Below are 11732 nucleotides of genomic sequence, written 5' to 3' on the forward strand. Positions count from 1 at the left end.
GAATGATATGGAACAGAACGAAACCATCTTTGGTTACGAGTTGCACTGCATAAAACTTTCCGGCATGTAAGACGTATTCATTTATCGTTCCGTTCTCCGGTCAACCGGCCCGTAAATTTCCCACGGCCAGCCTGCCTGGCGTCACCCCTTTCAAAGATTAACAATTGCTGTATTTACATCTGGTTATAAAGGCTGAACATCGGCAGCATAATCGCGGCTACAATCACTCCGACAATACCGGCCAAAAAAGCGATCAGCAATGGCTCCAGCAGCGATTTCAACCGGTCGACGGTGTTCTCCACGTCCATTTCGTAGAAATCGGCGACTTTGGAGAGCATCTGGTCCAGTGCGCCCGTCTCCTCGCCGATGGAGATCATCTGCGTGACAAGAGGCGGGAATACCCAGGCCTTCTTCAGCGGCTCGGAAAGGGGTTTGCCCTGTCTCAGCGAATCGCCCGCGCTCCTGATGGCCTGTCCGATTACCCGGTTGCCCGCTACCTCCTCTACAATCGTCAACGCTTGCAGAATCGGCACGGAGCTGGCATAAAGAGACGAGAATGTACGCGTAAACTGCGCGATCGAGCCCTTCTGATTCAGTTTGCCGAAGATCGGCACTTTGAGCTTGGCGTAATCCAGTGCGTAAGCGCCGCGTTCGGTCCGTTTCGTAATCTGGTAAGCGGCTATGAGCACAACCAGCACAAGAAGCCAGATGTACCATTGATGTTTAATACTGTTGCTGAGTCCCAGCACCATCCGGGTAATGGCCGGCAGCTGGGCGTTCATGGAGGCAAACATGCTGATAAACTGCGGCACAATCGCGTATAGCAGGTACACAACCGACACGATGGCCAGAAGGGCCACGGTAATCGGATAAGTTAAAGCGGACTTAATCTTCTCAGTCGTCGTATGCCGTTTCTCGAAAAAGACAGCCAGCCGCTCCAGCGTCCCTTCCAGGTCGCCGGATTCCTCACCCGCCCGGACCATGCTGATAAACAGCGGCGGAAAAATTTTGCGGTGATCCTGAATCGCCTGCGACAACGAAATCCCGCGCAGCAGGCTTGCATTTACCTCCTGGAGCGCTTTGCTCAGCGGCTTGCTCTCCGTTTGTTCGGCCAGAATCCGGGTCGCGTCCACGATGGACACCCCGGCACGCATCAGCGTGGCGAACTGGCGGCAATAAATGATGAAATGCAGGGTCTTGACCGGGTTGCCGATATAAATTTCCGTCGCCAGAAAGGAAGTTTTTCGTTCCGAGAGCGAGAAGACGGTCAGCCCTCTTTTGCGGAGCTCCTCCATCGCCGTTGATTTATCGGTTGCGGTCAGCTTGCCTTTCAGCGGTTTGCCGGCGGCGGTGCGCACCTGGTATTCGTACAGTGGCATCAGCCGCCCACCTCCGTCAGATAAGCTTTAGCCGCTTCGGGATGAATCTGGCCGCGCTGCATTTGTTCGCGGAGGTTCATTTCCAGCGTGTGCATGCCCAGGGCGCGTCCGGTCTGCATGACATTCTTGATCTGATGCGTCTTCTCGGTGCGGATCAGATTGGCAACTGCCGGCGTATTGATCAGCAGCTCGGTGATGCAGACGCGGCCTTTTCCGCCGGCGCGCGGCATCAGGCGCTGCGACAGGACGGCCAGCAGCACGGAGGCAAGCTGCGAGCGGATTTGGCCCTGCTGATGGCCCGGAAACGTATCGATAATCCGGTCAATCGTCTGCGGCGCATCGGTGGTATGCAGCGTCGCCATCACAAGGTGGCCGGTTTCCGCTGCCGTAACTGCGGCGGAAATGGTCTCCAGGTCGCGCATTTCGCCGACCAGAATGACGTCCGGGTCCTGGCGCAAGGCGGCGCGCAGGCCGCTGGCAAAGCTGCCGGTATCGCTGCCGACCTCCCGCTGGTCGATCAGGCAGGTGCCGTGCGGATGCAGAAATTCGATCGGGTCCTCCAGGGTGACGATATGCTTGCTTTCCGTCCGGTTAATATATTGCAGCATCGCGGCCAAGGTGGAAGACTTGCCGCTGCCCGTCGGGCCGGTAACGAGGATAAGCCCCTGCGGCTTCATCGACAGGCTGCTAAGCACAGGCGGCAGGGACAGCTGCTCCAGCGTCGGCACCTGCAGCGGTATGGACCGCGCTGCGATGCTGATTTCTCCGCGCTGCCGGTAAACGTTGACGCGGAAGCGTCCGCCGCCGCTCATAGGGTAGGAGAAGTCGTATTCACCGGCACTGCTGAATTTCGCTTTTCCTTCCTGGCTGAGCAGCTTGTCCGCCATCGCTGCGGCTTCTTCGGAATTGACAGGAGCACCATCGAGGGCAAGGAGTTTGCCGTCAACCCGCAGCACCGGCGGAGAACCTGTCGAGATGTGCAGATCGGAGGCGCCGGAAGAGATGGCTGTTTGCAGCAGTTGTACGATGTCACGATGAATTTCTGGCATCTTGTTAAGCTCCTCTCAAATTCTTAATGCAGCACGGTTTCCCGCATGACTTCCTGCAGGGTGGTAATCCCCTTGGATACCTTAATAAATCCGTCTTCCATCAGCTGCAGCATGCCCTGCGCTTTTGCTGCTTCGCGCAGCTCGTCGATCGAGGCGGTTTCCGTAATCAGCCTGCGCATCGAGTCATCAATGGTGAGCACCTCGTGAATGGCGATCCGCCCCCGGTAGCCGGTATTGCTGCAGCTGCCGCAGCCCCGTCCGCGGTACACGACATTGCTTGGCAGGCCATGCCTGCGCAGCATAATCGCTTCCTGTTCGGTGGGTTTGTGTTCTTCCCGGCAGTCCGGGCAGATTTTGCGTACCAGCCGCTGGGCCACTACACCAAGCAGGGAGGAAGCGATCAGGTAAGGTTCGACGCCCATATCCCGCAGACGGGAAAGAGAGCTGACCGCATCGTTGGTATGCAGGGTGGAAAGCACCAAATGGCCGGTCAGCGAAGCCCGGACCGCAATTTCTGCGGTTTCTGTATCGCGGATCTCCCCGACCATGACGATGTTAGGGTCCTGACGGAGAATGGAGCGGAGCCCTGCTGCAAACGTCAGACCTACCGCCGCATTAACATGCACCTGGTTGATACCCTCCAGCTGATATTCCACCGGGTCTTCAATAGTGATGATATTGGCGCTTTCTGTATTCAGCTGGCTTAAAGCGGCATACAGCGTGGTAGTCTTCCCGCTGCCTGTCGGTCCGGTAATCAGAATGATGCCGTACGGTTTATTGATCATTTCGCGGAAAGCCTCCGCGTTATTGTCGCTGAAGCCAAGCGAATCAACCGATTTCACGCCGGTGCTGAGGTCAAGCAGCCGGAGTACGATTTTTTCCCCGTGCATGGTAGGCAAGGAAGAGACGCGGATATCGACCATTTTGTAGTCGAACTGCATCTTGATCCGTCCATCCTGGGGGAGCCGGCGTTCGGCGATGTTGAGCTTGGCCATGATTTTTAGCCGTGCCGTTATGAAGCCCTGCATTTGTTTCGGTATAATACGCTCCGTCCGGAGTGTACCATCGATCCGGTAGCGGATGGATAACTGATTCTCACCCGGGTCAACGTGAATATCGGAGGCCCGCAGCGAAACCGCCTGCTGGATCATTTGATTAACCAGCCGTACGATCGGCGAGTCTTCGTCCGTAATTTCCGTTTCTTCGATTTCTTCGACGGAAGGCAGCTCCACAAGCATCTGACTCACGGAGTCACGCATCCCGTAATGGCGGGCGATCGCCCGGGTCAGTTCATCACGGCTGGAAATAGCGGGTTCAATGCGGAAGCCGGTGGTCATACGCAAATCTTCAATGGCGAAATAATCAAGCGGGTCGGCCATTGCGACCATCAGCTTGCCGCCTTCCTTCATAAACGGAAGCACCTGGTAACGTTTCGCCATACTTTCAGGAATAATTTGGGTGATTGCCGGATCAATCTGGTATTTAAAAAGGCTGACATGGGGAATTCCGAGCTGGAATTCGAGCACTTCAATAAGCTGCTGCTCGGTGACGTAACCTTGCGAAATAAGCAGGTCGCCCAGCTTGCGTTTGGTTTTGCGCTGTTCGGTGAGCGCTTCTTCCAGCTGGTCCTGCGATATAATTCCATTTTCAACGAGCAGATCTCCGAGTCTTTTCTTCACGATAGCCATGTTGCGATTCACTCCGGCGTCATTATTTTGTGGGTCCTTAACAGCAATCAAACCGACGGGGGATTCTACAAATAATGAGTGTAAAAAAATAGAATTATTGGTAGGTTAGTAGTCCTTTGAATCGAGAAATTCCGCGTATCTTTTCATTGCCTATCTAGTATATATGTCCTAGAATGATATATAGCATATGAGGAAAGTTTACACAACGAAAACTCGCGTATTATGCGGTTTTTTTACAATAAGTTGCCAGATTTGACAAAGATGGCTGACTGCCATCCGACTGAAAAGAGGGAGATCGCCTTGGGACGTAATAAACGGGTTTTGTTCATTTCAGGCTTTGCTCTTGTGTTGCTGCTGGTTATTCCTCTCTTAAAAATGATAACGAATGCATTAGCCGACCAAAGCACAAACCCACCTGATGCTCTGGTATTAACACGGAGCATTGCGGATCTTTCCGGGACCGACATTTCAGGCAAATCCATAAGCAAGGGACAACAATTTTATTTGAATTATTCCATTACCCCGCAAGATTTTAGTTTAATTGCAGATACGCAGCAGGTGAGCATTTCTGATATCGTCTTCAATGAACAGATTCCTTCCGGTGTGTCGGTCGTAACGCTGCCTAGCGGATTCACTAATCAGGGTAACAACTTCATTACTGCAAATTTGGGAACGATCCGATTTAAACTCGATTCCTCAAAAAGTAAGTATACGGCTGATTTGGCCTCCAACAGTAAATTTGCAAGTGGCAAGTATACTTTTTCGATTCTGGTTACATCGCAGACTAAAGCTACTTATACCTTTGATAAAGCAACACTTAATTACAGTGATGTGCAGCCTTTAAATGGAACCGGTTCCCCGAATGGACTTATTGGTGATTACTCGCTGGTTATTTTAAATGACGGGAGTATCACGGGCGGTTCCTCTATTTATGGAAATATGGCTTTTGGGGGCAATCTGTCATTAACAAATAAATCAGGCGGTTTGTATATTCCGGGAAATATATTGATAGGTAAAAATTTCACCTATTTGAGTCAGGGAAGTATCCAAATCGGAGGGAATGTCATTTATGGAGACAGCTTTGTTTATGATCAGCAAAGCCGTTCTGCAATAAGCGGAACAGTAACTCAAGCTAAACCTGTCGATTTCTCTGCGGTCAGCAATTACTGGACAAATAAGTCCGCGGCGCTGGCTGCATTGACACCAAATGGTACTTCTATACCCATGCAGTACAACGCGGATCAACTGGCTTTAACGGCTTCAAGTTCAAACCTCTCAACTTATATCTTTACCATCACGGAAGCACAGATCAAAGCAACCAATGGTATTTTAATTACGGCACCAGTGAATGCCACGATCATCATGAATATCCTGGGGGAATTTAGTAGCGCCAGCTCTCCATTAACTATGAACAAATGGGTGGTATTAAACAATAGCAGCGTTCAATCTGCCCAAGCAACCAAAATTATTTATAATTTTCCGCAAGCCCAGAATATTAAGTTTACTCAAGGGATGATCGGCACCATTATTGCTCCTAAAGCAAATGTAAGTATTACAAATGGAGACTATGTCGGTTCGCTTCTCGTAAACTCATGGCTTTCGGGGAGTTATTCCATGTCGCTCACTTCCAAACCTTTTACCGGGACTATTCCGGGAACTAAAAATTTTGGTGCTGTCAGCATCACTTTAACGGATGTCGACACCACCCCGCGCACCCTGTCGATTGGCGGTAACGACGTGGCTGCTGTCAGCGAGAAAGTGGCGCTGACGACTGATTATAGCCCGAAGACAGACACGGGAATTATCTACACGTGGACGGTTACGGATAACGGGACAAGCAAGGATGTTACTTCCAGCGTACTGGCTGCTTCCTCCGGCACATCTACCAATACGTTCTCGGCTTCCTACGCGGGAGATTTTACGGTTAAAGCGGCAGCTAAGAATGCAAACAACCTGGTCACTACAGCCACCAAAATAATTTCAGTCCGGAAGCTGGAGATCAGCGGCCCGGATACGATTTTTATTGGAAAAACAAAGGACTACCAGCTGACGATGGGCAATATTCCTTCCGGTTCAGCGGTAACCTGGTCTCTGACTGGTAACAGCGGACAAACGGACACGCTAATCCGCGCGAGCGGTGATACGAACTATACGCATTACACTTTAACAGCGGGCAGCCAGCCTCATAGTGTTGTCATATCGGTAACGGCCGGGGGCATTACCGCAACCAAGATGATAAGCATCGTTCCATACAGTCTGACCGGGCTGCAGGCTGTCAGCGAAATTGAGATTAACGTAGGACAAGCCTACAACCTGAATGATCTGTTGTACCCGATTCCGAACGAGATGGACCGTAAGGACTTCATCAACGATCTTTCCTGGGTCAGCGGTACACCGGGGATAGCCGATTTCGACAAACCTCTGACGGACCCGGCAAGAAGAGGGGTCATTACGGGTCTGCAAAAAGGGGAGACGATCGTAACCGTGACCTACACCCCTTCCGGCAAAACAACTTCGATTACGGCACAAATTAAAGTGAAGGTGCTGGCCCCGAAGAACGGCGACCTTTACTAGAATCTGAGATTCAGACCGGCACAGCAAACAGGGCTGCCCTTTCATCCATAAGATGAGAGGCAGCCCTTTCTATTTTGGATGAACCCTTTGGTCTGAATCGCGCGCTTGAACCGCGCCGAGGTTATTGATTACCCACCAGCTCCACCGGGCTTACGCTCATGCTGACGGTTTTGACTCTTGGCAGACTGGCCTGCTGGTCGGTATAGATGGCGTTATTATATTCCACGATGAACCTCGGATCCATCCCCGTCGCCTGCGGCTGCTGAAAAACGAAACCGCTCCCTGCAGCTGCAGGCGGCTGTACATTACCGACTACCGCATTGACGGTCAAATCCCCTTTGGCAAAGAAACCGCCGTTCAGCTTGAATATGGAACCTACCCCATACAGCTCCCCGCTGGAATCCGTATAGAAAAAGGCCTTCATCTCCTGCGCCGTGTTGGAAAAGGACTCAATGCGGGTCAGCAGAATCTCTTGTTTGGAAATGACAATCAGTTCCTTGCCGTTTAACCCCTGAATGGCTGCATCTTCTGCCGTTGTTTTGCCCAATACAAACACGGTGGAATCAAAAGCGACGCTGCCTCTGATCGTCAAATTGCCGGTAACGAGCAGATTCCCTTTGATAGACAAGAAATCATCAGTGTTGTAGTTATCAATGGTCAAATTACCGGCCACCACCAGCCACGCTGGAGAGGAGCCCGAAGAGCCGCCAGCAGAGGCGGTTCCCGTCTTGGCTTGATCCGAGAACATAATCCTTTGATAGTCCATGTTGTCGATCGTCAGATCCTCATCAAATACTGCCGAGTTTGAAAAAGGAACCGCTGAACTGCCCAGCTGGGTGTCCAACGTGTCCTTGTAAACTTTCACCGCGTCCTGATAACGTTGTTCTTTAGCGGCGATCGTAATCGCGTCATCATCTGCGCTGATGGATTCTTTAACCGGCAGGGCCGGCTTTTTCAGATGGCGGATGGAGGAGTTCTTGACGAGCCAATCGTTCAGGGAATTGGCCGCATATTGGTCCCGCAGCTCCTCCCGGATATTCTCTGCCTGAATGGTGGTTGAAGGATTCACCGCTTCTACGAGCTTGTCCCAAAACGATTCTTCCACGTTAATCTGCACAAATTTCTTCTCTTCCTTGATTTTAACCTTATCGGGCGTAACGCCCAGGATTTCATCGGTCTTGGCGTCACCCTGCTGCAAAGGAATTAAAGGCGACGAGCCGGACGGAGCGGCAAGCCCGTTTGCGTATTGAATGCCGCCCCAGGACTGCACATGCACCTCGCCGGCCGAAATGCCAAACGGCTGTACAGTCGGAAATAAGGTTCCGGTATGAAAAGAAGTACCTTTATAGCTGTATTCCGCCTGATTGGTCACGACAAGCCGGTCTCCCGCATAAATATTTCCCTTAAGCAGGGGCGCTCCGTTTAACCGGAGCTGCTGTTCCGAGCCAAACGCATATTTCAAAAAGTCCGGATAGGTGTCCAGCGTAATCCGCTGCTTCAGCTTGCGGCTCACGCCGTTTACGACGGCGGATGTAGTCACGTCAATATAATATTTGCGGGACGGCTGGCTGACGCTCGTAACCGCTTCTTTGCCGGAGTATTTGATCTCCTGAATTTCTCCGTTGGCGTTGTTGCCGATTGTCCCGAGTTCAGTCGTTACGTTCAGATTGTTCAGGTTGATTGTGCTAAGGAGCTCCTCCAGCCTGTCGGGATTGATATCCGTCATTCCGGCCAGCTTGGATTCAATGTAAGCCGTAGCTTCATCCAGCCCTTTTTGCGCCAGATGAAGGCTTTGGACATCACTTTCACGGGTTTCCGTACGCTGCGCCCCGCTGAGGGTTGCGCCCAAGATGGCGAGGCCCAAAATGGTGAGCAGCAGCGCCACAAACATTACGAGGACAAGCGCTGAGCCCTGTTCGCTGCGTAATGCCTTGTTCAAGTTGACTTGTTGCTTGTGCCGATGAACGCTTGCCCGCCTTTTGTTCACAAGACAGCCCTCCTAGAAACCGAATCTGCTTTCTAAAGATAAGGTGAAATCCTTGCCGCCGGTCTCTTTCAGCAGGTTTAACTTAATATGAATCAGCCCGCTGTCACAGGCTCCGGTGTTGCTGCATTGCAAGGTGATGCCGGAATCTGCGGTAAGGCTTGCCGTGATATCCGTTCTTAAGTCGGCGGCCGCAGCAGATGAATTTCCGGACGAGCCGGATGAATCTGAAGATCCTGATGAGCCGGACGAGCCGGAAGGCGCGCCGATCGACATTTTTCCATTTGTGATGCGGATTTCTTCCTCATTGACGCCGGATGTACTGCCGCTGCGCTGGAGTAAAATGCCGTCCGCCGTCTGGGTAACCGTTTCAGGTGCAAAGGTATACAGCTCCGTAATGACTGCTGACATCAGCAGGTCGCCTTCATCGCGCAGTGTGTTCTCCGTAGAGACCGCATGGTAGCTGCGGAGGCCAAACATCATCACCGCATAGACGAGCCCGGAGACAAGCGCCAGAAGTGTGATTGCCGCAATCATTTCCACTAAAGTCAGCCCCTGTTCCCGGCGCAGGAGGTCAGCGAATTTTCTCATCGGTTATATATCCCTCCACAACCGTCTGTTTGGCTCCGGACGTATCGCTTGTATCGCGGACAACGACCTGGACCGGCAATAAATAAGGAGCAATATCTTTATCAATGGCCGACTGACCGGCTTGATCCTGTTCAGAATTGGCTGTGCCATTTAACATTCTATTATAGGTATCTCTCTGGAACTGAATGCTGATCTCATAGTGAATCTGGTTAATGGTTGGAAAAAGCACGGCTTTGAGTACACTCGTGTCGTCCACCAAATTTGCATATTCGGAGCAAAGGGCGGCTTCATTCCCGTCAGCAGAAGGCTTGCAGGCAATTTCGCTGTGATCATTTGACTTGTCCTCAGCTTCAGCTGCTTTAAAGTAGGTCTCCCATTTATCAAAATCCTGCTTCTCGGCGTAAAATAACGCGTTTCGGGCCAGGTTCACCATAATCGTCTTGTTCTGGTTGGCCTTTGAATAAGAGAGGGCATGGGTGAAGAAAGAAGTGAGCACCAGTGACACGATAGCTAAAATCACGATGGAGGCCAGCACCTCTATCAAAGTAAATCCCTGCTCCAAAGGTTGTCCGCTGCGCCGGAAAGCCGGCTTGTCCGTGTGTTTCTTCCAAGGCATCTGCTTCGCTCCCCTAACGCGCCGTAATCTTTGCAGCCGCTCTCTGTACTTGGGTATATCGTCCCGTCATAGAAAGTCAGTATTTAAACCTTTATGCCTAAAATCATTATATTCTGTCAGCTCCTTTTCCAGCAATCCTCTCCGCAGAAATTGTCTTTGTCCGCCCCGCATGCTATCGTAAACGTGGAAAGGGTTTCTTTTTATATCAGCCGGAGGTGGTCGATTTGAAAGCGCTTTTTATCGGGGGAACAGGGATTATCAGTTCGGCAATCACGAGACAGCTGCTGGAGCAGGGCTGTGAGCTATATTTGCTCAATAGAGGCAGCCGGAACGGGGAATTACCGGAGGGGGCCCATATCCTGCAGGCAGACATTAATGATGAGCAGCATGTCGCCGAGCTGGTTCAGGACTTGCAGTTTGATGTCGTTGCGGACTTTATTGCTTTTGAAACCCCGCATTTGGAGCGGGATTACCGTTTGTTTAAGGGAAAAACAAAGCAGTTTATCTTCATCAGCTCGGCATCCGCCTATCAAAAACCGCTCAGCGACTACCGGATTACGGAGGGAACACCGCTCTCCAATCCTTACTGGCAGTATTCCCGCAATAAAATTGCCTGCGAGGATTACCTGATGAAGCTGTACCGGGAAGAAGGGTTCCCGGTTACTATTGTCCGGCCGAGCCACACGTATGATGAACGCTCCATTCCGCTTGGCGTTCACGGCAGCAAAGGCTCCTGGCAGGTTGCGAAACGGATGCTGGAGCATAAACCGGTCATCATTCACGGGGACGGGACCTCGCTCTGGACGTTGACGCATAACCGGGATTTTGCCAAAGGGTTTATCGGGCTGATGGGCAACCTCCATGCCATCGGCGAATCCGTACATATTACTTCGGATGAATCCGTGACCTGGAATCAAATCTATCAAACGATCGCGGATGCTTTGGGCGTCGAGCTGAAGGCCGTCCATGTATCTTCCGAATTTCTTGCCGCGTGCAGTACGGAAGATTACCTCGGCGGGTTGATCGGCGACAAAGCGAATACCGTTGTATTTGATAATTCGAAACTCAAACGGCTGGTACCCGAGTTCGTGGCGACAACGAGGGTGGACCAGGGCATCAAGCAAACGGTCGACTATATTCTCGCCCATCCGGAGTTCCAGGTGGAAGACGAAGCGTTCGACAGCTGGTGTGACAAGGTAATCGGCGCGCTGGACGAAGCGCTGGCGAAGATAAACAATTAAAACCCGGCAAGGCCGAGACAGCCCAGGTTAGACTGAGATAAACCGAGGTTATACAAGAGGTATATTCTGTGCAAATCGTAAAGGAGCTTTCCGCGGAGTTGTGCGGGGAGCTCCTTTGTTTAGATAAGGGGAAGTACAAAGACGGAAATGAGAGAGGCGGCGGCCATCCTCTTTATGCCTGGCCGGTATCAGGCGGATTTAAGCCGGTTTCAGGCCGCATTTTCAGGTCTCTTTAAGGATATACGGCTATAATGCAGAGAGTCAGTGATCATTTATGGAAAAGAGGCGCAGCATGTGACAGATGTACGACCAACATCAAAATTTCAAACAACGCTGATCGTTATATTTGCAGCATCGTTAGTGCTGTGCATTGTTTCGCTGTGGAGATACCACAGCACCCATGATTCGGCGGCCGGCAGCAGCTCCGGCTGGCCGCAGAGCGCCATGCGCGCTCCGCAGAGCGGGAGCGGCTTCATGAACGCGGCGCCGGGCCGCCAGGGGCAGGGCATTGGCGGCCTGCCGCCGGGCTCGGCGGGCGGCTGGAACCGCGGCGGCGCGGGCGGCGGCACAGACGGCCAGGCCGGCGGGGCCTTCCAGCCGGGCGCAGGCG

General features: G+C 52.1%; 8 protein-coding genes and 1 pseudogene. 3 read left to right on the forward strand and 6 right to left on the reverse strand.

Features of this window, described 5'->3' with window-relative positions:
* Window positions 1-173: 173 nt before the first annotated feature.
* Genes FCN15_RS14230 through gspE form a run of 3 tightly spaced genes read right to left on the reverse strand, consistent with a single transcriptional unit; the run spans window position 174 to window position 4116 of the window.
* On the reverse strand, window positions 174-1379 hold the full coding sequence (locus tag FCN15_RS14230; RefSeq protein WP_138495658.1) for a type II secretion system F family protein: 1206 nt from the start codon (window positions 1377-1379) through the stop codon (window positions 174-176).
* Window positions 1379-2428, reverse strand: a complete 1050-nt coding sequence (locus tag FCN15_RS14235) for a type IV pilus twitching motility protein PilT (protein WP_138495659.1) — start codon at window positions 2426-2428, stop codon at window positions 1379-1381. Before FCN15_RS14235 ends, FCN15_RS14230 begins: the two co-directional genes overlap by 1 nt.
* Window positions 2429-2451: 23 nt before the next feature.
* On the reverse strand, window positions 2452-4116 hold the full coding sequence (gspE, locus tag FCN15_RS14240; protein WP_138495660.1) for a type II secretion system ATPase GspE: 1665 nt from the start codon (window positions 4114-4116) through the stop codon (window positions 2452-2454).
* 222 nt (window positions 4117-4338) lie between these two features.
* Here gspE and FCN15_RS14245 point away from each other — a divergent pair, with 222 nt between their 5' ends.
* The gene (locus FCN15_RS14245) at window positions 4339-6690 is read left to right on the forward strand and encodes a collagen-binding domain-containing protein (RefSeq protein WP_138495661.1); all 2352 of its coding nucleotides are present in this window, start codon (window positions 4339-4341) and stop codon (window positions 6688-6690) included.
* A 121-nt stretch (window positions 6691-6811) separates the two neighbouring features.
* Here the strand turns inward: FCN15_RS14245 and FCN15_RS14250 are convergent, their stop codons facing one another.
* The 3 genes from FCN15_RS14250 to FCN15_RS14260 are packed head-to-tail and all read right to left on the reverse strand — an operon-like array spanning window position 6812 to window position 9881.
* Window positions 6812-8629, reverse strand: coding sequence for a hypothetical protein (locus tag FCN15_RS14250; RefSeq protein ID WP_162515367.1), 1818 nt, complete (start codon window positions 8627-8629; stop codon window positions 6812-6814).
* A gap of 60 nt (window positions 8630-8689) precedes the next feature.
* On the reverse strand, window positions 8690-9265 hold the full coding sequence (locus FCN15_RS14255) for a PulJ/GspJ family protein (RefSeq protein ID WP_138495663.1): 576 nt from the start codon (window positions 9263-9265) through the stop codon (window positions 8690-8692).
* Window positions 9249-9881, reverse strand: coding sequence for a type IV pilus modification PilV family protein (locus FCN15_RS14260; protein WP_138495664.1), 633 nt, complete (start codon window positions 9879-9881; stop codon window positions 9249-9251). Before FCN15_RS14260 ends, FCN15_RS14255 begins: the two co-directional genes overlap by 17 nt.
* A gap of 224 nt (window positions 9882-10105) precedes the next feature.
* Between FCN15_RS14260 and FCN15_RS14265 the strand changes: the two genes are divergently transcribed.
* Together FCN15_RS14265 and FCN15_RS14270 are read left to right on the forward strand one after the other, a co-directional pair.
* Window positions 10106-11122 carry an SDR family oxidoreductase gene (locus FCN15_RS14265; RefSeq protein ID WP_138495665.1) on the forward strand — a complete coding sequence of 339 codons (1017 nt, stop codon included), beginning with the start codon at window positions 10106-10108 and terminating at the stop codon, window positions 11120-11122.
* Between the two features lie 294 nt (window positions 11123-11416).
* Window positions 11417-11732 (forward strand): annotated as a pseudogene (locus FCN15_RS14270) (hypothetical protein); the annotation flags it as partial.

It is taken from the genome of Paenibacillus pinistramenti (assembly GCF_005869875.1).
Taxonomy (GTDB): Bacteria; Bacillota; Bacilli; order Paenibacillales; family Paenibacillaceae; genus Fontibacillus; species Fontibacillus pinistramenti.

Excerpts from the sequence above, each read along its gene's own strand:
- FCN15_RS14230 (WP_138495658.1), bottom strand. The coding sequence starts at position 1,379 with ATGCCACTGTACGAATACCAGGTGCGCACCGCCGCCGGCAAACCGCTG.
- FCN15_RS14235 (WP_138495659.1), bottom strand. The coding sequence starts at position 2,428 with ATGCCAGAAATTCATCGTGACATCGTACAACTGCTGCAAACAGCCATC.
- gspE (WP_138495660.1), bottom strand. The coding sequence starts at position 4,116 with ATGGCTATCGTGAAGAAAAGACTCGGAGATCTGCTCGTTGAAAATGGA.
- FCN15_RS14245 (WP_138495661.1), top strand. The coding sequence starts at position 4,339 with ATGCGGTTTTTTTACAATAAGTTGCCAGATTTGACAAAGATGGCTGAC.
- FCN15_RS14255 (WP_138495663.1), bottom strand. The coding sequence starts at position 9,265 with ATGAGAAAATTCGCTGACCTCCTGCGCCGGGAACAGGGGCTGACTTTA.
- FCN15_RS14260 (WP_138495664.1), bottom strand. The coding sequence starts at position 9,881 with ATGCCTTGGAAGAAACACACGGACAAGCCGGCTTTCCGGCGCAGCGGA.